The sequence below is a fragment of the Thioalkalivibrio sp. ALRh genome, assembly GCF_000381425.1.
GTDB lineage: Bacteria > Pseudomonadota > Gammaproteobacteria > Ectothiorhodospirales > Ectothiorhodospiraceae > Thioalkalivibrio.
Genome location: NZ_KB906519.1, coordinates 1,030,615 through 1,053,937 on the forward strand (window position 1 = coordinate 1,030,615; position 23,323 = coordinate 1,053,937).

28 protein-coding genes are annotated in these 23,323 nt (G+C 66.8%); 14 read left to right on the plus strand and 14 right to left on the minus strand.

From position 1 onward, the window contains the following. Window positions 1–18: 18 nt before the first annotated feature. Both F791_RS0104940 and F791_RS0104945 read left to right on the plus strand, forming a co-directional pair. The gene (locus F791_RS0104940) at window positions 19–552 is read left to right on the plus strand and encodes an FHA domain-containing protein (protein ID WP_012981551.1); all 534 of its coding nucleotides are present in this window, start codon (window positions 19–21) and stop codon (window positions 550–552) included. A gap of 14 nt (window positions 553–566) precedes the next feature. Next, on the plus strand, window positions 567–2,255 hold the full coding sequence (locus F791_RS0104945) for a serine/threonine-protein kinase (RefSeq protein WP_012981550.1): 1,689 nt from the start codon (window positions 567–569) through the stop codon (window positions 2,253–2,255). A 16-nt stretch (window positions 2,256–2,271) separates the two neighbouring features. Here F791_RS0104945 and F791_RS0104950 read toward each other — a convergent pair whose 3' ends face one another. From F791_RS0104950 to soxY, 12 genes are all read right to left on the minus strand, one after another. Next, window positions 2,272–2,628 (minus strand): cupin domain-containing protein, encoded by a 357-nt coding sequence (locus tag F791_RS0104950; RefSeq protein ID WP_012981549.1) that lies wholly within the window; start codon window positions 2,626–2,628, stop codon window positions 2,272–2,274. Between the two features lie 8 nt (window positions 2,629–2,636). Beyond that, window positions 2,637–4,187, minus strand: coding sequence for a 2,3-bisphosphoglycerate-independent phosphoglycerate mutase (gpmI, locus tag F791_RS0104955; RefSeq protein WP_018139866.1), 1,551 nt, complete (start codon window positions 4,185–4,187; stop codon window positions 2,637–2,639). 138 nt (window positions 4,188–4,325) lie between these two features. Beyond that, window positions 4,326–5,522 (minus strand): twin-arginine translocase subunit TatC, encoded by a 1,197-nt coding sequence (gene tatC / locus F791_RS0104960; RefSeq protein WP_012981547.1) that lies wholly within the window; start codon window positions 5,520–5,522, stop codon window positions 4,326–4,328. Then, complete coding sequence (gene tatB, locus F791_RS0104965; RefSeq protein ID WP_018993404.1) at window positions 5,519–6,223, minus strand: Sec-independent protein translocase protein TatB; 705 nt, start codon at window positions 6,221–6,223, stop codon at window positions 5,519–5,521. The genes tatC and tatB overlap by 4 nt, the downstream gene beginning before the upstream one ends. Window positions 6,224–6,267: 44 nt before the next feature. After that, entirely contained in the window at window positions 6,268–6,570 is a 303-nt protein-coding gene (gene tatA / locus F791_RS0104970; protein WP_012981545.1) for a twin-arginine translocase TatA/TatE family subunit, read from the minus strand. Between the two features lie 73 nt (window positions 6,571–6,643). After that, complete coding sequence (locus F791_RS0104975) at window positions 6,644–7,021, minus strand: phosphoribosyl-ATP diphosphatase (protein ID WP_012981544.1); 378 nt, start codon at window positions 7,019–7,021, stop codon at window positions 6,644–6,646. Further along, a complete protein-coding gene (gene hisF, locus F791_RS0104980) occupies window positions 7,021–7,812 on the minus strand; it encodes an imidazole glycerol phosphate synthase subunit HisF (RefSeq protein ID WP_012981543.1) in 792 nt (263 codons plus the stop codon). The genes F791_RS0104975 and hisF overlap by 1 nt, the downstream gene beginning before the upstream one ends. Window position 7,813: 1 nt before the next feature. Beyond that, window positions 7,814–8,545: a 1-(5-phosphoribosyl)-5-[(5-phosphoribosylamino)methylideneamino]imidazole-4-carboxamide isomerase gene (gene hisA, locus F791_RS0104985; RefSeq protein ID WP_012981542.1), complete on the minus strand. Its 732-nt coding sequence runs from the start codon at window positions 8,543–8,545 to the stop codon at window positions 7,814–7,816. 10 nt (window positions 8,546–8,555) lie between these two features. Continuing rightward, window positions 8,556–9,212, minus strand: coding sequence for an imidazole glycerol phosphate synthase subunit HisH (hisH, locus tag F791_RS0104990; RefSeq protein ID WP_018993403.1), 657 nt, complete (start codon window positions 9,210–9,212; stop codon window positions 8,556–8,558). Window positions 9,213–9,227: 15 nt separating this feature from the next. Continuing rightward, window positions 9,228–9,821: an imidazoleglycerol-phosphate dehydratase HisB gene (gene hisB / locus F791_RS0104995; protein WP_012981540.1), complete on the minus strand. Its 594-nt coding sequence runs from the start codon at window positions 9,819–9,821 to the stop codon at window positions 9,228–9,230. Window positions 9,822–9,971: 150 nt separating this feature from the next. After that, the gene (soxZ, locus tag F791_RS13185; protein ID WP_012981539.1) at window positions 9,972–10,256 is read right to left on the minus strand and encodes a thiosulfate oxidation carrier complex protein SoxZ; all 285 of its coding nucleotides are present in this window, start codon (window positions 10,254–10,256) and stop codon (window positions 9,972–9,974) included. A gap of 46 nt (window positions 10,257–10,302) precedes the next feature. Beyond that, complete coding sequence (gene soxY / locus F791_RS0105005) at window positions 10,303–10,776, minus strand: thiosulfate oxidation carrier protein SoxY (protein ID WP_012981538.1); 474 nt, start codon at window positions 10,774–10,776, stop codon at window positions 10,303–10,305. A gap of 312 nt (window positions 10,777–11,088) precedes the next feature. Between soxY and F791_RS13445 the strand changes: the two genes are divergently transcribed. From F791_RS13445 to hslU, 8 genes are all read left to right on the plus strand, one after another. Continuing rightward, window positions 11,089–11,226, plus strand: coding sequence for a lipoprotein (locus F791_RS13445; RefSeq protein WP_017926463.1), 138 nt, complete (start codon window positions 11,089–11,091; stop codon window positions 11,224–11,226). After that, entirely contained in the window at window positions 11,227–12,516 is a 1,290-nt protein-coding gene (gene lysA / locus F791_RS0105015; RefSeq protein ID WP_019592266.1) for a diaminopimelate decarboxylase, read from the plus strand. After that, entirely contained in the window at window positions 12,513–13,187 is a 675-nt protein-coding gene (locus F791_RS0105020; RefSeq protein WP_019592267.1) for a class I SAM-dependent methyltransferase, read from the plus strand. Before lysA ends, F791_RS0105020 begins: the two co-directional genes overlap by 4 nt. Then, window positions 13,187–14,023, plus strand: a complete 837-nt coding sequence (gene dapF / locus F791_RS0105025) for a diaminopimelate epimerase (protein WP_019592268.1) — start codon at window positions 13,187–13,189, stop codon at window positions 14,021–14,023. Before F791_RS0105020 ends, dapF begins: the two co-directional genes overlap by 1 nt. After that, window positions 14,020–14,757: a DUF484 family protein gene (locus F791_RS0105030; protein ID WP_019592269.1), complete on the plus strand. Its 738-nt coding sequence runs from the start codon at window positions 14,020–14,022 to the stop codon at window positions 14,755–14,757. Before dapF ends, F791_RS0105030 begins: the two co-directional genes overlap by 4 nt. Further along, window positions 14,729–15,682: a tyrosine recombinase XerC gene (xerC, locus tag F791_RS0105035; RefSeq protein WP_018139855.1), complete on the plus strand. Its 954-nt coding sequence runs from the start codon at window positions 14,729–14,731 to the stop codon at window positions 15,680–15,682. Before F791_RS0105030 ends, xerC begins: the two co-directional genes overlap by 29 nt. Before the next feature lie 184 nt (window positions 15,683–15,866). Beyond that, window positions 15,867–16,409, plus strand: coding sequence for an ATP-dependent protease subunit HslV (gene hslV, locus F791_RS0105040; RefSeq protein ID WP_018139854.1), 543 nt, complete (start codon window positions 15,867–15,869; stop codon window positions 16,407–16,409). A gap of 45 nt (window positions 16,410–16,454) precedes the next feature. Then, window positions 16,455–17,789: an ATP-dependent protease ATPase subunit HslU gene (gene hslU, locus F791_RS0105045; protein WP_018139853.1), complete on the plus strand. Its 1,335-nt coding sequence runs from the start codon at window positions 16,455–16,457 to the stop codon at window positions 17,787–17,789. A gap of 103 nt (window positions 17,790–17,892) precedes the next feature. Here hslU and F791_RS13850 read toward each other — a convergent pair whose 3' ends face one another. Then, entirely contained in the window at window positions 17,893–18,027 is a 135-nt protein-coding gene (locus F791_RS13850; RefSeq protein ID WP_019592270.1) for a hypothetical protein, read from the minus strand. 397 nt (window positions 18,028–18,424) lie between these two features. On the opposite strand from F791_RS13850, the gene F791_RS0105055 reads away from it, so the two are divergent. Genes F791_RS0105055 through ubiB form a run of 4 tightly spaced genes read left to right on the plus strand, consistent with a single transcriptional unit; the run spans window position 18,425 to window position 21,851 of the window. Then, window positions 18,425–18,790 (plus strand): gamma-butyrobetaine hydroxylase-like domain-containing protein, encoded by a 366-nt coding sequence (locus tag F791_RS0105055; RefSeq protein ID WP_018139842.1) that lies wholly within the window; start codon window positions 18,425–18,427, stop codon window positions 18,788–18,790. A 2-nt stretch (window positions 18,791–18,792) separates the two neighbouring features. Next, window positions 18,793–19,542, plus strand: coding sequence for a bifunctional demethylmenaquinone methyltransferase/2-methoxy-6-polyprenyl-1,4-benzoquinol methylase UbiE (gene ubiE / locus F791_RS0105060; protein WP_019592271.1), 750 nt, complete (start codon window positions 18,793–18,795; stop codon window positions 19,540–19,542). Continuing rightward, window positions 19,543–20,166 carry an SCP2 domain-containing protein gene (locus F791_RS0105065; protein WP_019592272.1) on the plus strand — a complete coding sequence of 208 codons (624 nt, stop codon included), beginning with the start codon at window positions 19,543–19,545 and terminating at the stop codon, window positions 20,164–20,166. It abuts the gene before it with no gap. Beyond that, a complete protein-coding gene (ubiB, locus tag F791_RS0105070) occupies window positions 20,166–21,851 on the plus strand; it encodes a ubiquinone biosynthesis regulatory protein kinase UbiB (protein WP_018139839.1) in 1,686 nt (561 codons plus the stop codon). The genes F791_RS0105065 and ubiB overlap by 1 nt, the downstream gene beginning before the upstream one ends. A 150-nt stretch (window positions 21,852–22,001) precedes the next feature. On the opposite strand, the gene odhB is transcribed toward ubiB, so the two are convergent. Beyond that, window positions 22,002–23,321, minus strand: coding sequence for a 2-oxoglutarate dehydrogenase complex dihydrolipoyllysine-residue succinyltransferase (gene odhB / locus F791_RS0105075; protein ID WP_018993396.1), 1,320 nt, complete (start codon window positions 23,319–23,321; stop codon window positions 22,002–22,004). Window positions 23,322–23,323 lie beyond the last annotated feature (2 nt).

Consider the following 23,323-nt stretch of genomic DNA (forward strand, 5'->3'; position numbering starts at 1 on the left):
CTGCGCAATGGAGGCCGCATGAGCGATCAGGGACGAGACAGTGAACGCGAGCGTAGTGGGCCGCAAGGGACCATGCTGTTCCAGGGCGCGACTTTGCCCGAGACGGAAGCCACCGCAGAGCAGTCGCGAACGCCCCCCGGTGGACACCCCGTCCTGGTGGGCGTCGCCGAACCCTTCCGCCAGCAACGCCTGACCCTCAAACCCGGCAAGCAGTCCGTCGGCCGACAGGGCGACAATGACATCGTGCTGCAGGAAGGCAGTGTCTCGTCGCAACACGCCTGGCTGGTCAACGACGGCGGGGCCTGCCGCGTGGTCAACCTTCTCTCGACGAACGGCACCTGGGTGAACGAGCGCAAGGTGCACGAGGCCACGCTGAATGACGGCGACCATGTCCGTTTCGGGCGCGCGGAGTTCATCTTCCGGCGCCGGGATGACGGCTCCGAGGCCGTGCCCGTCGGTGGCGTCCGGCGGTCCTCCTGGCGCTGGATCGGCGTGGCAGTGGCGATTCTGGTGCTCGCCGCGGTCGCGCGCATCCTGCTCGAAAACACCTGAACGAGCCGTCCGGCGTGCAGCGCATCGGTCGCTATGGCGTAGGCGAGGAGATCGGTCGCGGGGCGATGGCCGTAATCTATCGCGGCTTCGACCCGGAGATTCGCCGCGAACTTGCGATCAAGTGCCTGCAGGATGACTACGCACGCCGGCCCGAGTATCGCCGCCGGTTTCTGGTGGAGGCGCGCGCAGCCGGCACACTGACCCACCCGGGGATCGTGACGATCTTCGACGTCGGCGAATCCGGGGACCGCCCGTTTATCGCGATGGAACTGCTGGACGGGATTACGCTCGCCGCCTTCGCCGAGCAGTTCCGCCCGCTGCTATTGCGCAACGTACTCAAGATCGCGATCCAGCTGACCGAGGCGCTCGATTACGCCCACCGCAATGGTGTGGTGCATCGCGATATCAAGCCGGAGAACATCATCGTCACCAGCGCCACGGTGAACATCAAGGTGATGGACTTCGGCATCGCCCAGACCCTGAATGATCCTGCCTGGCGGGCCGATTCGGATGGCTACGTCGCCGGCTCGCCCCACTACATGGCTCCGGAACAGATTCGTGGCCTGTCCACCGACGCCCGAGCGGACCTCTACTCGGTGGGGGTCGTCCTGTATGAACTGCTCACCGGCTCGACACCCTTTCGCGGGCACGAGGTCGAAGGGCTGCTGACCCGAGTGGTGCGCGACCCGCCACCGCCCTTGCGCCCGATCGTCCGGGATTGCCCCCCGGAGCTGATCGAGCTGGTCGAACGGCTGCTGGAGAAACAACCGGACCAGCGCTACCAGTCAGCCGGAGAGCTGCTAGTAGAGCTGCAACGGATCGACGAAGAGCGCATGGAACGCGAACGCGCCGGCGCCGGACGGCGGATCATCCCGCTGCGGTGGCGCTGGCCGGCAATCCTCGGAGCGACCGTGGCCATCACGCTGGCAGCCGCCGGCGCCCTGGTGCAGAAAAAACAGAACGAGGTGATCACGGACCTGGCCTTCGACTACGGGTCCACGCTGGCGCAGATCATCTCGGTGGAGAGCGCGGAGGACCTGCTGCTGGAGGACACCATCGCCGTACAGGGGCGGCTGCAGGACATGCAGGACAATCGCGAGATCGCGCTATTGAGCGTGGCGGACCACCAGGGGCGCGTGGTGGCGAGCAGCGATCGCGCATCGCTTGGCAGCCCATTTGAATCGCCCCCGGAGGAGCACCTGCTGACCCGTCGCGGGGGCCAGGCGATCTGGTCTCTGGAGGACCCGGACGGGCGCGAGATGTTCCTGTTCGAGGCACCCGTGCGCTTTCAGGAGATCGAGATCGGGCGGCTGCAGGTGGGCCTCTCGACCCGCTCGCTGCGTGCCGCCAATCAGACCACACTGCTGGCCCTGACGCTGCTCGCGCTGGTGACGTTGCTGGCCGTTTCGCTGGGTGCTTACGTACTCGCACGACGGCTGCAGGCGCCACTGGACACTCTGCGCGGGGCCCTCGATCAGATCGGACAAGGCCGGCTGGACACGCGCATCCGCGCCCGGCGACGCGATGATTTCGAACGGGTATATGCCGCCTACAACGCGATGGCGGACTCGCTGGAGGCGCGCATGAAGCAGCGCCCGGCACCCCAACAGCAAGCCCCGCAAGCGGAATCCGACAGCGAGCGGACGCTGATACTGGAGGAGGATACGGAGGCGGACCGCCCGGAACGGACGCCCCCCGCCTGAGCAAGCCGAGCCCCGGCTACAAGAGCTCGGTGTCGCCGTGCGAATAGGGTGGCGCGCAACTACACAGGATATGCAGCGGCTCGGTCCCGGTATTGCGGATGTTATGCGGGGTGCCGGGGTGGATGCAGACGGTATCCCCGACCGTCACCTCGAAGGTCTCCTCCCCGAGCCGCATCTCTCCGCGTCCGCGGGTGATGTGGTAGAGCTCCTCGGTCTGCGCATGGCGATGCAGGTGCGTGGTCGCACCCGGGGCGACCACTGCCTCGGCGAGGCTCTGGGCCGCATTGCCATGGGAATCCGGGTGCATCAGCTCGCGGATTTCGGAGCCGTCCTTGGTGTCATAGGCCGGGATGTCGTCGTAGCGCGTATACATGATCGGCCTCATGCCGGCTCGGGGACTTCCTCGAGCAACAGGCTGCAGCCACCCATTGCGGCGGGCTTGGGTACCCCCATCAATTCCAGCACCGTCGGGGCCACATCGGCCAGACCGCCGCCGGTACGCAGACGCCAGCGCTGCGAGTCGGTAATCATGCACATCACCGGGTAGATCGTGTGCTGGGTGTGCGGGTCGCCGGTCACCGGGTCGATGTACTCGTCGCAGTTGCCGTGGTCAGCGGTCACGATCACGGAATAACCCGCATCCTTCGCGGCATCCAGCACGCGTCCGACCTCGCGATCCAGCACCTCGACCGCCTGGAGCAGGGCCTCGCGCTTGGCCGTGTGGCCCACCATGTCGCCATTGGCAAAGTTCACCAGGATGAACCCGTAGCGCCCGCCTTCCATGGCTTTGATGGTCTCGTCGGCCACCTCAACCGCGCTCATCTCCGGCTGTTCGTCGTAGGTATCCACTGGCGGCGAGGGCACCATCACGCGCTGTTCTCCGGCGTAGGGCTCTTCCTTCCCGCCATTGAAGAAAAAGGTGACGTGGGCGTACTTCTCGGTCTCCGCGCAGTGGAACTGCGGGATACCGGCAGAGGCGATCGTGCTCCCCAGGGTGGTCGAGGGGCGCTCGGGCGGGAAGGCGATCGGCGACAGGAAGCGCGGGTCGTACTCGGTCAGACAGGTCTCGGCCACCGGGCGGAATTCACCACGGTCAAAGCCGTCGAAGTCGTCCAGCCCCAGCGCGGCCGTCAGTTGACGCGGCCGGTCGTTGCGGAAGTTGAACAGCACGCAGACCGCGTCCTGCCCGAGCGGGGCACCGCCGTTGATGATGCGGGGATTGATGAACTCGTCGTCCTCGCCGGCGGCGTAGGCGGCCTCGATGGCCTCGCGCGCCGACCCTGCGGGCTCGCCCTCGGCGTAGGCAATCGCGCGGAAGGCCTTTTCGGTGCGGCTCCAGCGCTTGTCGCGATCCATGGCGTAATAACGACCGCATACCGTGGCAATGGCGCCGCCGGCGCTGGCCAGCTCCTCTTCCAGCGGGTCGAGGTAGTTGAGCGCGGAACGCGGGGCCGTGTCGCGACCGTCGGTGATCATGTGCACCATCGGCCGGGCGCCTTCGCGCTGGCAGATCTCGACCAGCGCGCGCAGGTGGCGGATATGCGAATGAACGCCACCATCGGACACCAGGCCAATCAGGTGCAGCGGCAGGTCATTATTCGCGGCCGCGCGGGCGGCACTGACCAGGGCGTCGTTCTCGTAAAAACTGCCATCGGCGATGGAGTCGTCGATGCGCACCAGATCCTGGTTGATCACGGTCCCGGCACCCAGGGTCAAATGGCCCACCTCGGAGTTGCCCATCTGGCCATCCGGCAGGCCGACGGCGCGGCCACAGGCATCCAGCGTGGTATGCGCATGGGTAGACAGGTACTCGTCAAGGCGCGGCGTGTTGGCCTCGGCGTAGGCGTTGTTCACCTTGGAGGGGTTTACTCCGACCCCGTCCATAACGATCAGCAGGACGGGGCGGCGGGGGGTCGGACGCGGGTCGGCCATCGCGGGTTCATTACCTGGGTCAATGGGTTATCCGGGCATTTTAGCAAGTTCCAATGCGCAGATGGACACCGCGGGGATCCAGTAGACGCTGGCGTGTGAAACAGTCAGCGTCTACCGGGAAACACCGATCAATGTTTCCTAGCGGAAACGCCCCTCGTCATAGTCTTCCTGCGAGGGCCCCTCGTCGGCCCGGGCATCGTCACGGGCAGGTTCCTGAGGCGTGTCATCTTGCGACAGATCGGTGCCTGGAGTTTCGTCCGTCTGCGATTCCGAGGACTTGCGCGCCTCTTTCTGGCGCTGGAGCTCGGCCTGTTCCGCCTCGATGCGGTCGAGTTCGGCATCCATCTCCTCGTCGGTCATCGGGGTGTAGCCCGCGCGCGCGGAGGCCGGGGTCTCCCGAGCCCCGGCGCTGGAGCTGGAGCTGGCCGCTCCAGCCGTGGCCGTGGCGGCTGCGGCCTTGCGGCTAGAGGTGCCAGACGCACCCTTGCCGCCACCACCAGGCCCACCGTCCGGGTCGTCGGGCCCATCGCCGGAGTCATCGCTCAGGTCATCGGGCTCATCGCCCCCTTGCGCGCGACGCTTCTCGGCCTTCTTGCGCTCCATGATGCGCGAGAGGATCAGGCCAATCTCGAACAGCAGCCACATCGGCAAGGCCAGCAGCGTCTGCGAGATGATATCCGGCGGCGTGAGCACCATGCCGATCAGGAACACCCCCACGATCACGTAGGGGCGCTTCTTGGCCAGCTTGTCGGGTGTGGTCGCCCCCAGCGAGACCAGAAGAATCGTCGCCACCGGCACCTCGAATGCGATGCCGAACGCGATGAACAGCATGATCACGAACGAGAGATAGCGCGAGATGTCGGTCATCACCGAGACCCCCTCGGGGGCGGTCGCGGTGAAGAAGGCGAAGATCAGCGGAAAAACAACGAAATACGCGAAGGCCATCCCGAGGTAGAACAGGATGGTGGACGAGGCCACCAGCGGAAGGGCCATGTTCTTTTCGTGGCTGTACAGCCCCGGCGCAACAAACGACCAGACCTGATAGAGCAGGTACGGGATGCTGATCACCACCGCCAACAGCAGGACCAGCTTGAACGGGATCAGGAACGGCGCGGCGACGTCGATCGCGATCATGCTGGTGCCTTCCGGCAGGTGCTGCATCAGCGGATCCGCCAGCCACGTGTATATCGGGTTGGCGAACGGGAACAGCACCAGGAACACCACCAGAATGGCGATGAACATCCTGAGGACACGATCACGCAGCTCGATCAGGTGCGTGAGCAGGGTTTCGGTGGCCTCCGGACTCGGTTCGACCTCCGGCTTGGTCTTGCTCATGAGTGCTTGTCGGGGGCCTGGTCGTCGTGAGTGGAGTCGCTTGACTGGTCCGGGGCGGCATCCTGGCGGTCCGCGGACTCGGGGGTATCCGACTTCGCGGTGCGACGCGGGCGCACAGCCGGCTTCTTGCGCTTGGGTCGATCCGCCTCTCCAGCGCGTGCCTTGCGTTCGGCTTCCAGCGCCGGGTCGTCGGTCATCAGGTTGCCGTCTATACCCGAGCGGGTCGGCACCCGACGCACTTCAGCCTGCTCGGGATCGGCCTCGTCCTGGGCGTCGTCCGCATCCGCCGGGCGGCGCTCACGCACGGCCGGCTTCTTCGTCTGTTTATCCGTTGCAGCGCGCTTGTCGTCCAGGGCCTTCAGGTGGTCCTGCGTCAGGCCCTTGCGGGCGGCGGCCTTCCCCTCGATGTCCTCGCGCAGATCCTTTTCGGTTTCCTCGATGTCCTCGCGGAGATCCTTCTCGGTCTCCTCCATGGTGCCCTTGAGCTGACGGATCTCGCGCTCCTGGCTCTGGAGCATCTTGCGCAGCTCGTCGGTCTGTAGTTCCTGCTCGAAATCCGAACGCACGCTGTGCACGAAACGCCGGGTCTTGCCCACCCAGCGGCCGATCTCGCGCGCAAGGCCGGGCAGCCGCTCCGGTCCGACGACCAGGAGCGCGACCAGCACGATGATGATGATCTCCCAGAAACCGATGTCGAACATGCGCTAGCGCCGCCCGAGTCCGGCCGTTCCGCGCGGGGCGCGGATCAGGATTTCTTGTCCGACTGCGAGGTCTCGGTTTCCTGCTCCGAGCTGTTCTTCACCTCGCCGTCGACCACACGCCCCTTGTCGCCGGTCTGGTCCTCGACCTCAGGGGTCTCGCCATCCTGGCCTTCCGCGTTGTCATCCTGCTTGTTCTGGCCGTCCGGGTCCTTGACCGCCTGACGGAAGTTCTTCAGCGCGGAGCCGACGTCACCGCCCATGTTGCGCAGTTTCTTCGTGCCGAACAGCAGCACGACGATGAGCAGGATAATAAGAAGTTGCCAGATGCTGATGCCACCAATACCCATGGACTCTCTCCAAGATCATTCAACTTTGGGATAAGCCTGAACGGCGCCAGGCCCATAATCAATACGCAGCGTTTTATTTATCGTTTTTATCAGAGCGCTGCCCACTGGCCCGGCGCGCGGCCTTTTCCGCGATACCGGACAACCCGAAGCGCCGAGCCAGCTCGTCGAGGACGTCGTCGGGGTGGCGGCCCCGGGCCGCGAGCACAATCAGGCTATGAAACCACAGGTCCGCCATCTCCGACACCAGCGCGTCGCTGTCGTCGTTCTTGCCGGCGATGATGGTCTCCGCCGACTCCTCGCCGAGCTTCTTCAGCATTTCGTCGAGCCCCCGGGCGTGCAGCTTCGCCACGTAGGACTGCTCCGGGTCGGCCTGGCGCCGCTGTTCGATCACCTCGGCCAGCGCGCTCAGGAGTTCGGCACCCGCCCGGGCATCTGACGCACGCCCGGCCATCAGGCGGCCACCCCAGCGTCGTTCGGCCGTACGGGCACACCTGCCGCGGCCATCGCGTCCTTGGCCTCGCCCACCGTGTGCTGACCGAAATGGAAGATGCTGGCCGCCAGCACTGCGTCGGCATGGCCTTCGGTCACGCCCTCGACCAGGTGCTGCAACTCGCCCACGCCGCCGGAGGCAATGACCGGGATACCCACCGCATCGCTGACCGCCCGGGTCAGTTCCAGATCGAACCCGATCCGGGTGCCATCACGATCCATGCTGGTCAGCAGGATCTCGCCGGCCCCGAGGGACTCCATCCGCTGCGCCCACTCGACGACTTCCAGATCGGTCTCCCGGCGCCCACCGTGGGTGAACACCTCCCAGCGAGGGGACTCGCCTTCCGCGCTGACGCGCTTGGCGTCGATCGCCACCACGATGCACTGGCTGCCGACCCAGTCGGCCGCCTCGCGCACCAGCTCCGGGCGGTGCACGGCGGCGGTATTGATCGAGACCTTGTCGGCCCCGGCATTCAGCAGGCGGCGGATGTCCTCCACCGCACGCACGCCGCCACCCACGGTCAGCGGGATAAAGACCTCGCGCGCCACCTCCTCGACCACATGCAGGATGGTGTCGCGATCATCACTGGAGGCCGTGATATCGAGGAAGGTGATCTCGTCCGCGCCCTGCGCGTTGTAGCGCCGCGCGATCTCCACCGGGTCGCCGGCATCGCGGATGCCGACAAAGTTCACGCCCTTGACGACGCGGCCGGCATCGACATCCAGGCAGGGGATGATGCGCTTGGCCAGCATCTCAGCCCCCGGACGCCGCCTTGCGCGCCTCTTCGAGCGTGAACGCGCCCTCGTACAGCGCGCGCCCGACGATGGCCCCCGTGATGCCCTCTTCCTCGTTCTCGGCGAGCTGGCGCAGATCGTCCAGCGAGCTGATCCCGCCGGAGGCGATCACCGGCACACGCACGTTGCTCGCCAGGCGGGCGGTGGCCTCCACATTGGGCCCCTTCATCATCCCGTCGCGGGCGATATCCGTATAGACGAACGCCACCACGCCATCGGCCTCGAAATGCTGGGCCAGGTCGATTACATCGTGGTGCGACAGCTTCGACCAGCCATCCACCGCCAGCTTGCCGTCCTTCGCGTCCAGCCCGACGATAATGCGCCCGGGAAACTCCAGGCACAGGTCATTGACGAAGTGCGGCGCGCTCACCGCGCGGGTGCCGATGATCACGAACTCCACCCCGGCATCCAGATAGGCCTGCACGGTGTCCTCGTCGCGGATTCCGCCGCCGATCTGGATCGGCAGGTCGGGGAAGGCCTCGGCGATCGCATGCACGGCCTCGGCATTACGCGGATGGCCCGCGAAGGCGCCATCCAGGTCGACGATGTGCAGGCGCTCCGCCCCGGCATCCACCCAGCGCTTCGCCATCTCGACCGGGTCTTCGCCGAACACGGTGGAATCCTCCATCTTGCCCTGGCGCAGGCGCACGCATTTGCCTTCCTTCAGATCAATTGCAGGAATGACCAGCATCTTGGACTCCTCACGCAGCCCCGGGACCCTCACCGTCCCAGCGCAGAAAGTTGTGCAACAGGCGCAGCCCGCAGGCGGCGCTCTTCTCCGGGTGGCACTGCATGGTGAACAGCGAGCCGCGCGCCAGTGCCGAGGCAAAGGTCTCGCCATAATCGGTGCGCCCGGCGATATCCGCCTCGTTCTCCGGCAACACGCGATAGCTGTGTACAAAATAGAACCACGGCGTCTCGGGCAGGCCGTGCCACAGGGGGTGCTCGCCGGTCGGCAGGACCCGGTTCCACCCCATGTGCGGGATCTTCAGGCGCCGGCCGTCCGGGCCATCGCATTCCGGGAAACGTGCGACCCGCCCCGGCAGTATGCCCAGAAGATCGACCCCGCCGCTCTCTTCGCTGTGCTGCATCAGGATCTGCTGCCCCAGGCACAGGCCAAGGAAGGGCCGATCCGCAGTCAGCTCGGGCAACAGGCGGTCGAGCCCCCGCGCGGCCAGCGCGCGCATCGCATCACCGGCCGCCCCCTGCCCCGGGAAGACCAGGCGATCGGCCTCACGCAGGGTGTCGGGATCGTCCGTCAGCAGGATGCGCTGGCCGGCACCGGACTCGTGTTCGAGCGCGCGAACGACCGAGTGCAGGTTACCCATGCCGTAGTCAATGACGGCAACTGTTTCCATGGCCGGGAAATCCCTTTAAAGACTGCCCTTGGTCGACGGGGTAATCCCCTCCGCGCGCGGGTCGGCCTCGGCCGCCATGCGCAGCGCGCGTCCAAAGGCCTTGAAGATGGTCTCGGCCACGTGGTGCGCGTTGTCTCCGCGAAGGCTGTCGATGTGCAGGGTCATCCAGGCATGGTTGACCAGCCCCTGGAAGAACTCGTGAAAGAGATCCACATCGAACTCGCCGATGTGCGAACGCCGAAAGTCCGCGTGCATCTCCAGCCCCGGGCGCCCTGAAAAATCGATCACTACCCGCGCCAGGGCCTCGTCCAGCGGGACGTAGGCATGGCCGTAGCGGCGGATGCCCTTCTTGTCCCCCAAGGCCTTGGCCAGCGCCTGCCCGAGCGTGATGCCGACATCCTCGACCGTGTGATGCGCGTCGATATGCAGGTCGCCCTGCGCACGCACCGAGAGATCGACCATGCCGTGGCGGGCCACCTGGTCGAGCATGTGATCGAGGAACGGGACACCGGTCTCCAGCTGGCTTGTGCCCTTGCCATCAAGGTTGAGCTCGACGGTGATCTGGGTCTCGAGGGTGTCGCGGCGGATGCTAGCAGTACGTTCAGTCATGATTCCGATTCAAGACGACAAAGGCTCAGTGTAGCAAGGCTGGCCACGGCCCGGTACGCACACCGGATCGGGGCACTCGCCTGCCATGCAATTGGCAAAAAAAAGCCGGGACCCGAGGGCCCCGGCTGGACGTCAGGAAGCGAGGCTTCCTTAGCCGACTTCGACTTCGGTCGAATCGGATTCGCCCTTGTTGTCCGTCCAGGAGACGGACACGGTGTCGCCGGCGGAACCGTCGAACTCGACCTGCAGGAACGGGTTACGAGAGACAGTGAAGTTCCAGTAGGCGGTAATGGCGTCTTCGCCGTTACGCTTGATTTCCACGGTTTCGATGAAGTGCGGACCACCATCATCATCCGGGACCAGCATGTCGTGGCTCATCAGAGCGCGGACGTTAACAACGCCGTTGCTTTCTTGGGCGCGAACTCGAATAGACATATCTTATTCCTCCAATAGGGTTCGATCAGCGATTGGGGCGCGCGGCTTAACCGCCGCAGCCACCGACCGTGACCTTCACTTCGCGGACCGTCTTGTACCAGCTGTCGCCAGACTTCACGGCGGCCACGACGTTCGAGGACTCACCCAGACGGATGCGGCTGGACACTTTCGGCTTGGTGCCGGAGGCCAGGATGTAGTGGGCGGTCGCGGCGAAGTCGTTTTCCTCGGCGAACAGGGCGATCTCGGTGACGTCGTCCAGGCTGGTTTCGATCGAAACCGGGACCACGGCGCCGTTCTCGGCGATTTCCGGGGCGCTCAGATCGATGTCGTCGCTATCCGGGATGTCGGTGGAGCCGAGCGCAGCTTCCATCGCGGCGTCCAGGCCCTCGGCCTCGAACGTGGAGGACGGCCAGGCGGCCAGCAGCTTGCTCGGAGCCAGCAGGCCAGCCCCAACGGCCACGCCGACGGTGCCGGCGGCGAGAGTGCCTTTCAGGAAGACACGACGCTTGGTGCTAATCATGGAGATCTCCTCTCATCTTTTTGGGTCAGTTCCGGGTTATCCGGCGGCGTTTTAGCGGTTGCCCGCGTTTACGCCTGTTGCTTTGGACGGCGACCCCCGGGGATCTATTCCTTGGGGTCGGGCTCCATCGCTGACCAGCTTCAGTGGTCTTCTGCTGGTCTGGCAGGTTCATCCTCCCAAAGTTCGCTGAATCGATGATGAACAGATCACCAAGGGTTCAAAATCGGGTGAATGACAACGGATGGACCTGAAGCCAGCGCCGTATCAATGGCACACTATTGCCCTTCATTGCAACGACACCCCGGAACGAACATGCGCTCATGCAAGGCCCAGTGGCTCCTGATTGCGGTCGTGGTCGTGCTCGGCACGATGCAGATGCTCGCCTCCTGCGGGCAGAAGGGCGATCTCTACCTGCCCGATGACGACGACCCCGCCGAGGAGCGCCGCTGAATGGATTACTTCGACTACCACGGTGACACGCTGCATGCCGAAGGCGTGGCGCTGGACCACCTCGCCCAGCTGGTGGGTACGCCCGCCTACGTGTATTCGCGCGCCACCCTGGAGCGCCACTACCGCGCGTTCAGCGAGGCCCTGATCGGCACGCCGCACCAGGTCTGCTTCGCGGTGAAGGCGAACTCCGCGCTGGGGGTGCTGAACGTGCTCGCGCGCCTGGGCGCCGGCTTCGACATCGTCTCCGGCGGCGAACTGGAACGTGTACTGCGCGCCGGCGGCGACCCGGCGAAGGTCGTGTTCTCGGGCGTCGGCAAGACCGCGGCCGAGATGCGCCGGGCACTGAAGGTCGGCATCCATTGCTTCAACGTCGAATCCGCCCCGGAGCTGGAGCGGCTGGAGTCCGTTGCGGCCGAGATGGGCGTGACCGCGCCGGTCTCGATCCGCGTGAACCCGGACGTCGACGCCGAGACCCATCCCTATATCGCCACCGGCCTGCGTGAGAACAAGTTCGGCGTCGCCATCGAGGAGGCGCCGGCGCTGTATGCCCGGGTACGCGACAGCCAGCACCTGGAGGCCACCGGCGTCGATTTCCACATCGGCTCGCAGCTGACCCGGATCGACCCGTTCACCGATGCCCTGAAACGCGTGCTGACGCTGGTCGACCAGCTGGCCGCAGACGGCATCGAACTCGAACACATCGATGTCGGCGGCGGACTGGGCGTGCGCTACCGCGACGAGACGCCGCCGGAGCCGGACGCCTGGGCCAGCGCCCTGCGCGAGGTAATGGGCGAGCGCCCGCTGAAGGTTCTGCTCGAACCGGGGCGCGCGATCGCGGCCAACGCCGGCGTGTTCCTGACCCGGGTGGAGTACCTCAAGCACACCGAGGCCCACGACTTCGCGATCGTCGACGGGGCGATGAACGACCTGCTGCGCCCGGCCCTGTACGGCGCCTGGCAGGAGATCATCCCGGTCGTGCAGCGCAAGGACTCCGAGCCCCGCACCTACGACATCGTCGGCCCGGTCTGCGAGACCGGCGACTTCCTCGGCCGCGAGCGCGAACTGACGCTGGCCGCAGGCGACGTGCTCGCCGTGCGCTCGGCCGGGGCCTACGGCTATGTGATGGCCGGCAACTACAACTCGCGCCCGCGCCCACCGGAGATCATGGTCGACGGCGACCACTTCCAGATCATCAACCGCCGCGAGCAGGTCGATCACCTGATGATGCGCGAGAGCATGCTGCCGCAAGACCCGGACGATAGCGATCCGCCCGGAAGCGTGGACCCATGATCCCGCGCCGCCCCGAACCGGAGCTTATGCTGGAGCCTGCGCAGGCCCGCGCCTATGCCGAGGCCGACTTCGCCGCGCCGCACGAGGGCTTCGTGGACGCCTTCGCCGAGGCCTTCCCCGGCCCGGTCAGCGGGCCCGTGCTCGACCTCGGCTGCGGGCCGGGCGATGTCTCGCTGCGCTTCGCCGCGCGCTACCCGGCCTGCGAGGTCGACGGGATCGACGGCGCGCCCGCGATGCTGGCCGCCGGTGACGCACTGATGGCCGGCCACCCGGCCGCGCCGCGCGTGCACCTGGCCGAGGGCTGTCTGCCCGCGGCACGCGGCCCGCGCGCCCCGTATGCCACCATCATCAGCAATTCCCTGCTGCATCACCTGCATGAGCCCTCAGTGCTGTGGCAGGCGATCCGCCTCGATGGCACCCCCGGCGCGGCCGTGTTCATGATGGACCTGCGGCGGCCGGACTCGGAAGAAGCGGTCAAGGCCCTGGTGGCGGAGTACGCCGCCAACGACCCGGACGTGCTGCGCCGCGACTTCGAACACTCCCTGCACGCCGCCTTCACGCCCGACGAGGTGCGCGCGCAGCTGGCCGCCGCCGGACTCGGCGGCTTCACCGTCCGCGCCACCTCGGACCGGCACATGATCATCTTCGGGCAGCTGCCTGAGGCCACCTGATGCGCCTGGAATTCACCAAGATGCACGGGCTGGGCAACGACTTCGTGGTCATCGACGGCACGCGCCAGACCGTCCGGCTCGACGAGGCGACGCTGCGCCATCTGGCGGATCGCCACTTCGGCATCGGCTGCGACCAGATCCTGCTGGTGGAGCCCCCGGGCGACCCGACGCAGGCCCTGTTCCGCTACCGCATCTTCAACGCCGATGGCTCCGAGGTGGAGCAGTGCGGCAACGGTGCGCGCTGCTTCGCCCGCTTCGTGCGGGAGCAGGGCCTGACCGAGGCCCGCGAGATCCCGGTCGAGACCCTGGGCGGACGCATCGTGCTGCATGTCGAGGACGACGAGCGCGTGCGGGTCAACATGGGGCGGCCGGTGTTCACGCCCGAACAGATCCCGCTGGTCGCCGAACACGAGGCCGACGCCTACACCCTGGACGTGCAGGGCCATGCGCTCACGCTGGGCGCGGTGTCCATGGGCAACCCGCATGCCGTGCTGCTGGTCGACGACGTCGCGAGTGCGCCCGTGGCCGAGGTCGGGCCGCTGATTGAGCGGCACGAGTGCTTCCCGCGCCGCGTGAATGTCGGCTTTGCCGCGCTGCGCGACCGCGGCCATGTGAACCTGCGGGTCTTCGAGCGCGGGGTCGGCGAGACGCTGGCCTGTGGCAGCGGCGCGGCCGCCGCGATGGCCATTCTACGCCGCCGCAACCTGGTCGACGACGAGGTTGAAGTCTCGCTGCCGGGCGGTACCCTTGTGCTAAGCTGGAACGCACAGGCCGAGGCCCCGGTTTGGCTAACCGGACCGGCCACCACGGTTTTCAACGGCTGGATCGATCTATGACTGGGCAATCCTCCAACGCCTCTGCTGCAAACACCCCCAAGCCGCAGGCGACGGACGACAAGAACAACAAAACGCTTACTGCGGCCGACGTCGAGGCCTATCTGCGCGATCACCCGGATTTCTTCCAGGACCACCTGCCGCTGCTGGATATCCTGCGCCTGCCACACCCGGCCGGCGGGGCGGTGTCGCTGCTGGAGCGCCAGGTCGCCCTGCTGCGCGAGAAACACCGCGCGATGGAGCATCACATGGGCGAGCTGGTCGAACGCGCCCGCGACAACGAGCGCATGGGCCAGCACCTGCACGAACTGGCCAAAACGCTGATGCGCGCCGAAAACCTGGATGCCGTACTGGCGCTGACCCAGGACGCCCTGCGCAACGAGCTGGGTGCCGAGCGCGTCAGCATCCGCCTGGCCGACCGCGAGGTGGACGACCTGCACGCCCTGGAGTCCGGCGAGCTGAGCACGTTCGATCCGCTGTTCGCGCGCGGCAAGGCCCAGTGCGGCCGTGTGCCGGGCGAGATGCTGGACGTACTGTTCGATTCGGCCGACGACATCGGTTCCGCGATCCTGATGCCACTGGGTGACGAGTCCGACCGCATCGGGGTGCTGGGCCTGGCCAGCGACTCTCCGGACCGTTTCCAGCCCGACATGGGCATCTATTTCGTCACCCATATCGGCGACCTGCTGGCCGAATCGATCCGCTGCCATGTCGAGCGGACCCACGCCGCCGCCTGAGGCGGCGACTGATTCCAGCCCGCCGCAGGATGCGGATATCGCGGCCTTTCTCGGGCATTTAAGCGATGTTCGCGGCCATTCACCGCATACCGTCAACGCCTACCGGCGCGACCTGAACCGCCTGCGCGGCCTGCACACGGGCCCGTGGGCCGATCTCCGGGCCGCGGACATGCGCCGCATCGCCGGGCAGCTCGCCCGCCAGGGCCGCCACCCGCGCTCCATCCAGCGCTTTCTGTCCGCCGCGCGCGGCTTCTTCGCCTTTCAGGTCGAGCACCGCCGCATGCCGGCCAACCCCGCCGCCGGCCTGCGCGGACCGCGCGCGGGGCGCGCCCTGCCACGCGATCTCGACGTCGACCAGACCCAGCAGGCCCTGACCCCGGCCGAGGACCTCGATCCGACCCTGGCCGCCCGCGACCAGGCCATGCTGGAGCTGCTGTACTCCTCCGGGCTGCGCCTGTCCGAGCTGACCGGGCTGGACCTGACGGATCTCGACCTCGATACCGGGCTGGTGCGGGTACTCGGCAAGGGCCGGCGCGAGCGCAGCGTCCCGGTGGGGCGGGTCGCGCGTGATGCGATCCGCAGCTGGCTTGAGCGCCGTGGGGACTGGGCCGCGCCCGGCGAACGCGCCCTGTTCGTGACCCGCCGCGGCGCCCGCATCGGCAACCGCGCAGTCCAGCGCCGCGTGGCCGAGGCCGGCCGGCGCGCCGGGCTGGACGTGCGCCTGCATCCGCACCGGCTGCGCCATGCCTTCGCCAGTCACCTGCTGGAATCGAGTGGCGATTTGCGAGCCATTCAGGAACTTCTTGGTCACGCCAACCTTGAAACCACCCAGATCTATACCCATCTCGACTATCAGCACCTGGCACAGGTGTATGATGCCGCCCACCCGCGTGCCCGGAGAGACCGTTCGCCAGGCAAACGCTGAATCCAGCTTTCTCCGGGCGGGGAACCAACAGCAACGACCGGGACCCAACCGCTTCCGGACCGCAAAAACCTCGGACGTCGGCACAACCTGACCCCCTCGTGCCTGCGAGCAGCCCCTGGCGGTCTCGCAATGCAGCAAGGCGGGCGGCCGGCCGGCCCCGACCGCAGCACAAAGGAGAGCGCCCGTGGAACAGTTTCGCGGCACCACCATCGTCTGCGTCCGCAAGGACGGCGCCGTCACCCTCGGAGGCGACGGCCAGGTATCGCTTGGCAACACCGTGATGAAGGGCAACGCGCGCAAGGTGCGCCGCGTCTACCACGACCGCATCCTGGCCGGCTTTGCCGGCGGGACGGCCGATGCCTTCACCCTGTTCGAGCGCTTCGAGGGCATGCTGGAGAAACACTCCGGCAACCTCACCCGCTCCGCGGTCGAGCTGGCCAAGGACTGGCGAACCGACCGCGCCCTGCGCCGGCTGGAGGCCCTGCTGGCCGTGTCCGACCGCGAGAACTCCTTCGTGATCTCCGGCAACGGCGACGTAATCGAACCGGAAAACGCGCTGATCGCGATCGGCTCCGGCGGCCCCTATGCCCAGGCCTCCGCCCAGGCCCTGCTGCAGAACACCGACCTGTCGGCCCGCGACATCGTGGAGAAGTCGCTGAACATCGCCGCCGACATCTGCGTGTACACCAATCACAACCTCACGCTGGAGAGCCTGGACGCGGAATAACGCGCCCGGCCCCGCACGAACGATTCGACCAAGGCCCCTTTTGCCATGACCGACATGACCCCCCGCGAGATCGTCCAGGAACTGGACCGTTACATCATCGGCCAGGACGAGGCCAAGCGCTCCGTCGCCATTGCCCTGCGCAACCGCTGGCGCCGCCGCCAGCTGCCCCCGGAGCTGCAGCCGGAGGTCACCCCCAAGAACATCCTGATGATCGGCCCGACCGGCGTCGGCAAGACCGAGATCGCCCGGCGCCTGGCCAAGCTCGCCCGCGCGCCGTTCATCAAGATCGAGGCGACCAAGTTCACCGAGGTCGGCTATGTCGGCCGCGATGTCGAATCGATCATCCGTGACCTCGCCGAGGCCGCGGTCAAGCAGCTGCGCGACGAGGCCATCAAGGAGAACCGCGTCAAGGCCGAAGACGCGGCGGAGGAGCGCATCCTCGATGCCCTGCTGCCGCGCCCGCGCAACGCCGGCTTCACCGAATCCGCGCAGGACGACTCCAACAGCGACACCCGCCAGAAACTGCGCAAGCGCCTGCGCGAGGGCGACCTGGACGAGCGCGAGATCGACATCGAGGTGCAGCAGAACCCGCACGGCGTAGAGATCATGACCCCGCCGGGCATGGAGGAGATGGCCAGCCAGCTGCAGTCGATGTTCCAGAACATTGGCGGCCAGAAGACCCGATCGCGCCGGCTGCAGATCGCCGAGGCCCGCAAGCTGCTGATCGAGGAAGAGGCCGCGCGCCTGATCAACGAAGAAGAGCTGAAGCTGCAGGCGATCGACCGCGTCGAACAAAGCGGCATCGTCTTTCTCGACGAGATCGACAAGGTCGCCAAGGGCAGCGACAAGGGCAGCAGCGGCGAGGTCTCGCGCGAGGGCGTGCAGCGCGACCTGCTGCCGCTGATCGAGGGCACCACCGTCTCCACCAAGCTGGGCATGGTGCGCACCGACCACATCCTGTTCATCGCCTCCGGCGCCTTCCACCTGTCCAAGCCGTCCGACCTCGTGCCGGAGCTGCAGGGCCGACTCCCGATCCGCGTCGAACTGGGCCCGCTGTCGGTGGACGCCTTCGTGCGCATCCTGACCGAACCCACCGCCTCGCTGACCGAGCAGTACACCGAGTTGATGAAGACCGAAGGCGTGGAACTGCGCTTCGAGGAAGACGGCGTCCGCCGCCTCGCCGAGATCGCCCACGACGTGAACGCGCGCACCGAGAACATCGGCGCCCGCCGCCTGCACACCGTGCTGGAACGCCTGCTGCAGGACGTCGCCTACCGCGCCCCGGACGTCGACGGCGCCGTCGTAGTCGACCGCAGCTTCGTCGACGAACGCCTCGGCGACCTGGTCGAAAACGAAGACCTCTCCCGCTACATCCTCTAAAGCCGGCCCTGCCGCCTGCCACCCCGCGTACCGGTTGCAGAAGGCCTTCTTCAAGGAGCACGCGGGTGAACCGTGCGGCCGTTTGTCGGGGAATCCGGGTGCTTCAAGTGAGGCGACTGTTGGGAAATACCGTCCAGGTAACCAGATAGTCCAGGGCGAGGACGAAATACCGCGAGCCGAGCACCTCGGCAAAACGCACCTTCATCGCCTCGTAGTGATCGCGGATGGAGCGAGCCACGTGCGTGCTGCTTTGGGCCTGTTCGCTTACGGCGTCCAGGAAGAAACAGGACCATCCGTCCCAAGTGCCGTTGGCGTCAACAAATCGCCCCAAATGGTGGCATTTGTGTTCAAAAAATCCCCGCAAATTAACACCAAGGTTCCTTGCATTTGTTCCGTTAACATCAACCCAGCTTGTTTCCCATTCACCCGGAACTACGGGTAACAAGCAGCGCTGGCCTCAGTGTTCGTTCAGGCTTTCGCGCGCGACCGGCCGTTCCGTCAGGCCCGCGCTGCGCGTGGGAGATGCCACGCTAGCGTGCTGGGCTGGTATCCTCGCAGTCCTTTGACGATGGCCGCCTTGGGCGGTTGCGCAAGATCTTTCCGGGCTCGCCCCGACCGAGGATTCTGGAGGCCGCATGAGCAGTAAGCACCGACCCACCGATATCCAGTTGCATCAGAAGTCGCGCATCCTGGAGCTGACCTACTCCGATGGCTCGCATTTCGAGCTGCCCTGCGAGTTTCTGCGCGTGTACTCGCCCTCCGCCGAGGTGCGCGGGCACGGGCCGGGCCAGGAGGTGCTGCAGGTGGACAAGGAGGATGTGAACATCACCGGCATCGAGCCGGTCGGTAACTATGCAGTGAAGCTGGAGTTCTCCGACGGCCACGACACCGGCATCTACGACTGGGATTACCTGCACAAGCTCGGCACGGAGCAGGAAAGTCTGTGGCAGGATTACCTGGATCGGCTGAAAGAGGCCGGCCACGAGCGCAAGACGCACTGACAATGAAAGAAGAACCCGGCAAGACCCACTTCGGCTACCAGAGCGTCCCCGAGTCCGAAAAGGCCTCACGGGTCGGCGAGGTCTTCCACTCGGTCGCCTCGCGCTACGACGTGATGAACGACCTGATGTCGATGGGCGTCCATCGCATCTGGAAGCGCTACACGCTGGAGCGCACCGGCGTGCGCCCGGGCATGAAGATCCTGGACCTGGCCGGGGGTACCGGGGACCTGGCCGGGGCCTTTGCCCCACGCGTCGGGCCGAAGGGGCAGATCGTGGTCTGCGACATCAACGCCTCGATGCTGGAGGCCGGGCGCGACCGCATGCTGGACGAGGGCCATGTGGGCAACCTCGACTTCGTGCAGGCGGACGCCGAGCAGCTCCCCTATCCGGATGACTACTTCGACCGCGTGACCATCGCCTTCGGCCTGCGCAACGTGACCCGCAAGGAACGCGCGCTGGCCGAGATGCGCCGGGTGACCAAGCCCGGCGGGCGCGTGCTGGTGCTGGAGTTCTCGCAGCCGATGGCACCGCTGCGCCCGATCTACGATATCTATTCGTTCAAGATGCTGCCGCTGATGGGCAAGCTGGTCGCCAACGATGCCGACAGCTACCGTTACCTGGCGGAGTCCATTCGCATGCATCCGGATCAGGAGACCCTCGCCGGGATGATGCGCGATGCCGGACTGGAACGGGTCGAGTACGACAACCTGACCGGCGGCATCGTCGCCCTGCACCGCGGCACCAAGCTCTAGATGGCCAAGCCGATTGCACTGCCCAGCCCGTTCACGGCACTCGTCGAGGTCGCGCTGAACGAGCACCTGGCGAGCGCGCCGGAGAAGGACCGCGCACGCCTGGCCGGGCGTGCAATCGCCATCGTGATCGAGCCCCCGGGGCTGGCCTTTTCGCTGGTCGGGGCCGACGACCGGCTGCAGGTCATCGGCGGTGTCGAGGAACCGGTGGATGTGCAGCTGGCGGGATCGCCGCTGTCGCTCGCCGCGGCCATGGGCCGGGACGACCGCTCCGGGCTGACCATCACCGGTGAGGCCACCGTGCTCTCCGATCTGCAGCATGCGCTGCGCGACTCCGGGGTCGACTGGGAGGGGCTGTTCGAGCGCTTTGCCGGCGTCGGGGCCGCTGGGCCGCTGCGCCACCTGCTCGATCAGGCTCGTGGCAGTCTGCGTCACCTCGGCCGCCGCTCCGCCGAGGACACGGCCGACTATCTGCGTGACGAGCTCGAGTGGCTGCCAGCAGGCGGGGCCTTCGAGGCCTTTGCCGAGGACGTCTCCGACCTGCGCGACGGCGTCGCGCGACTGGATGCACGCCTGCACCGGCTGGAGGCCGGGGCCGCCTCCGATACCGACGACCGGCAGGCCTGATGCGCCGCGCGCTGTACCGGGGGCTGCGGCTGTGGACCATCGCGCGGGTCCTGGTGCGCTATCGCCTCGATGTCATCCTGTTTACGCTGAAGCCGCTGCGCCCGCTTAGCTTCCTGCTCTATCTCGCACCCTGGAATTGGTTTCGCCGCACCGAAGGCACACGCGGCGAGCGCATCCGCCGCGCGCTGGAAGACCTGGGGCCGATCTTCATCAAATTCGGGCAGATGCTCTCCACCCGGCGCGACCTGCTGCCGGACGACATCGCCATCGAACTGTCACGGCTGCAGGACCGGGTCCCGCCGTTCCCGAGCGACCAGGCGCGCGCACTGATCGAGTCCGAACTTGAGCGTCCGATCGAGATTGCCTTTGCCACGTTCGAGGACACCCCGATCGCCTCGGCCTCCATCGCCCAGGTGCACGCGGCCACGCTCCAGGACGGGCGCGAGGTGGTGGTCAAGGTCGTGCGCCCCGGCATCTTCAAGACCATCCGCGCGGATCTCGAGGTGATGCACCTGATCGCGGATCTGGCCGATCGCTACTGGTCCGAGGCCAAGCGCCTGCGCCCGCGCGAGGTGGTGGACGAATACGAAAAGACCGTCACCGACGAGTTGGACCTGATCCGCGAGGGCGCCAACGCCGCCGCGATCCACCGCAACTTTGAGGACAGCCACCTGCTGTACATCCCGGAGATCATCTGGGACTACACGCGCCGCAGCGTGCTGGTGATGGAGCGCATCGGCGGCATCCCGGTGGCGGATATCGCGGCACTGCGTGAACGCAACGTGGACCTGAGGCTGCTGGCCGAACGCGGAGTGGAGATCTTCTTCACGCAAGTGTTCCAGCACAACTTCTTCCACGCCGACATGCACCCGGGCAACATCTTTGTGGACGCCACCCACCCGGACAACCCGACTTATCTGGCGGTGGACTTCGGCATCGTCGGCTCGCTGCTCGACTCCGACCAGCGCTACCTGGCAGAGAATTTCCACGCCTTCTTCAACCGCGACTACCGCCGCGTGGCCGAGTTGCACGTGGAATCCGGCTGGGTGCCGAAGGACACCCGCGTGGACGAGTTCGAGGCGGCGATCCGCACCGTCTGCGAGCCGATCTTCCAGCGCCCGCTCGAGGAGATCTCCTTCGGTCAGGTCCTCCTGCGCCTGTTCCAGACGGCCCGGCGCTTCAACATGGAGGTCCAGCCGCAGCTGGTGCTGCTGCAGAAGACCCTGCTGAACATCGAGGGTCTGGGCCGCCAGCTCTATCCGCAGCTGGACCTGTGGACAACCGCCAAGCCGTTCATCGAGGACTGGATGCACGAGCGCATGGGCGTGCGCGCATTCATCCGCAATGCGCAGCAGCACCTGCCGCGTCTGCTCGCCCAGCTGCCCGAAATGCCCATGCACCTGGAAAAGGCCCTCACGGTGGAGGAACAGCGCGCCGAGCGCGACGCCGCCCTGCGCCAGCAGATCCGCGATCTGGAAGAGGGGCTGCGCCGCCAGAACCGCAGGCGGCACGAGGCCTGGGGAGGCGCGGGTCTGCTCGCCCTGGCGGGGCTGGCCACCCAGCTCGACGTGTCCACCTGGCTCGGACTGGCCTGGCCGTCCTGGCCGCTCGGCCTGGTCGGCGCCGCCATGCTGCTATTCGGGCTGCGCCCGGGCCCGTACCGCCGCCCCGTCGATCGCACCTGAACACCACAGGCAGCGTCGCCCGTTCATTCATGGGCCGTGTCGCCGCAGACAGTAGGAGGCCAGCCCTCTGGCCGATGGGGCGTTGGACAGGTCCCCATCGGCCAGAGGGCTGGCCTCCTACAGGGGGCGGGGTTCGGGGCCGACGCGGGGTCAGACGTCGAGGAGCAGGCGTGCCGGGTCCTCGATTGCGTCCTTGATCGCGACGAGGAAGCGTACGGCATCGGCGCCGTCGACCAGGCGGTGGTCGTAGGAGAGGGCGATATACATCATCGGCCGGATCACCACCTCGCCGTCCACCGCAACGGGGCGCTCCTTGATCGCGTGCATGCCGAGGATGGCGCTTTGTGGCGGGTTCACGATCGGGGTGGAAAACAGCGAGCCGAATACACCGCCGTTGGTGATCGTGAAGGTGCCGCCGCGCAGCTCGTCGATGTCCAGCTTGCCGTCGCTGGCGCGTTCCGCGAAGTCGCGGATGCGTCGCTCGATGTCGGCGACGCTGGCGTTGCCGGTATCACGGAGCACCGGCACCACCAGCCCGCGCGGCGAGGACACGGCGATGCCGATGTCGCTGAAATGGTGATAGACGATCTCCTCGCCATCCAGCGCGGCATTGATGATCGGGAAGCGCTCCAGCGCACGACTGGCAGCGGCCACGAACAAGCCCATGAAGCCCAACTTGATCGAGTGGCGCTTCTCGAAGGTCTCCTTGTAGCGCGCGCGCAGGTCCATCGCCGCGGACATGTCGATCTCGTTGAAGGTCGTCAGCATCGCGGTGGACTGCTTGGCCTCCAGCAGCCGCTCGGCGATGCGCGCACGCAGGCGCGTCATCGGGACGCGTTCGATACTGCCGGCGGACGGCGCCCGCTCGCGCTCCGGGGCACGCCCCTGAGGCGACGCCGAAGAAGGCGCCTCGCTGCGGCGCGATCGGTCCGTCTGCACTCGCTCAACGTCCTCGCGCAGGATACGGCCGTCCTCGCCCGTGCCCTCGACGTCCTCGGCCTTGAGCCCGGCCTCCTGCAACAAGCGCCGCACGGACGGGCTGGGGGGCGGGGCGGCGCCACCGGAGCCGCCTTCGGGCACAACGTTCGCGGTGTCCCGGGCCTTGCCCCTGTCCTCGGCACGGGGTGACGAGGTCTTGTCATCGGACGATTCCCGAGCAGCCGGCTGTGAAGGTATCGAGGCCTCCTCCCCTTCCGACTCGGAGTCTTCCTCGGCCGCTTCATCGGCCGCGCCCAGGTAGGCGATCACCGCGTCGGTCTTCACGGTATCGCCCTCGCTGACCTCCAGCGCTGTCAGGGCCCCCGCAGACGGGGCGGAGACCTCGAGCACGACCTTGTCGGTCTCGAGCTCGGCGATCAGTTCATCGCGCTTGACCGTGTCGCCTGCCTTTTTGTGCAGGGCGACCACGGTCGCATCGGCAACGGACTCCGGGAGTTCGGGGACCTTGATCGGGGTGGGGTCGGGTGCCATCT

Bases quoted from the DNA above. Each gene is read 5' to 3' on its own strand.
- ubiB (WP_018139839.1), top strand. From the start codon at position 20,166: ATGCGCCGCGCGCTGTACCGGGGGCTGCGGCTGTGGACCATCGCGCGG.
- F791_RS0105020 (WP_019592267.1), top strand. From the start codon at position 12,513: ATGATCCCGCGCCGCCCCGAACCGGAGCTTATGCTGGAGCCTGCGCAG.
- hisB (WP_012981540.1), bottom strand. From the start codon at position 9,821: ATGACTGAACGTACTGCTAGCATCCGCCGCGACACCCTCGAGACCCAG.
- odhB (WP_018993396.1), bottom strand. From the start codon at position 23,321: ATGGCACCCGACCCCACCCCGATCAAGGTCCCCGAACTCCCGGAGTCC.
- gpmI (WP_018139866.1), bottom strand. From the start codon at position 4,187: ATGGCCGACCCGCGTCCGACCCCCCGCCGCCCCGTCCTGCTGATCGTT.
- F791_RS0104950 (WP_012981549.1), bottom strand. From the start codon at position 2,628: ATGTATACGCGCTACGACGACATCCCGGCCTATGACACCAAGGACGGC.
- F791_RS0104940 (WP_012981551.1), top strand. From the start codon at position 19: ATGAGCGATCAGGGACGAGACAGTGAACGCGAGCGTAGTGGGCCGCAA.
- hisF (WP_012981543.1), bottom strand. From the start codon at position 7,812: ATGCTGGCCAAGCGCATCATCCCCTGCCTGGATGTCGATGCCGGCCGC.
- F791_RS0105030 (WP_019592269.1), top strand. From the start codon at position 14,020: ATGACTGGGCAATCCTCCAACGCCTCTGCTGCAAACACCCCCAAGCCG.
- hisH (WP_018993403.1), bottom strand. From the start codon at position 9,212: ATGGAAACAGTTGCCGTCATTGACTACGGCATGGGTAACCTGCACTCG.
- tatB (WP_018993404.1), bottom strand. From the start codon at position 6,223: ATGTTCGACATCGGTTTCTGGGAGATCATCATCATCGTGCTGGTCGCG.
- tatA (WP_012981545.1), bottom strand. From the start codon at position 6,570: ATGGGTATTGGTGGCATCAGCATCTGGCAACTTCTTATTATCCTGCTC.
- F791_RS0105055 (WP_018139842.1), top strand. From the start codon at position 18,425: ATGAGCAGTAAGCACCGACCCACCGATATCCAGTTGCATCAGAAGTCG.
- soxZ (WP_012981539.1), bottom strand. From the start codon at position 10,256: ATGTCTATTCGAGTTCGCGCCCAAGAAAGCAACGGCGTTGTTAACGTC.
- F791_RS0104975 (WP_012981544.1), bottom strand. From the start codon at position 7,021: ATGGCCGGGCGTGCGTCAGATGCCCGGGCGGGTGCCGAACTCCTGAGC.
- F791_RS13445 (WP_017926463.1), top strand. From the start codon at position 11,089: ATGCGCTCATGCAAGGCCCAGTGGCTCCTGATTGCGGTCGTGGTCGTG.
- lysA (WP_019592266.1), top strand. From the start codon at position 11,227: ATGGATTACTTCGACTACCACGGTGACACGCTGCATGCCGAAGGCGTG.
- hisA (WP_012981542.1), bottom strand. From the start codon at position 8,545: ATGCTGGTCATTCCTGCAATTGATCTGAAGGAAGGCAAATGCGTGCGC.
- xerC (WP_018139855.1), top strand. From the start codon at position 14,729: ATGTCGAGCGGACCCACGCCGCCGCCTGAGGCGGCGACTGATTCCAGC.
- soxY (WP_012981538.1), bottom strand. From the start codon at position 10,776: ATGATTAGCACCAAGCGTCGTGTCTTCCTGAAAGGCACTCTCGCCGCC.
- F791_RS0105065 (WP_019592272.1), top strand. From the start codon at position 19,543: ATGGCCAAGCCGATTGCACTGCCCAGCCCGTTCACGGCACTCGTCGAG.
- tatC (WP_012981547.1), bottom strand. From the start codon at position 5,522: ATGAGCAAGACCAAGCCGGAGGTCGAACCGAGTCCGGAGGCCACCGAA.
- ubiE (WP_019592271.1), top strand. From the start codon at position 18,793: ATGAAAGAAGAACCCGGCAAGACCCACTTCGGCTACCAGAGCGTCCCC.
- dapF (WP_019592268.1), top strand. From the start codon at position 13,187: ATGCGCCTGGAATTCACCAAGATGCACGGGCTGGGCAACGACTTCGTG.
- hslU (WP_018139853.1), top strand. From the start codon at position 16,455: ATGACCGACATGACCCCCCGCGAGATCGTCCAGGAACTGGACCGTTAC.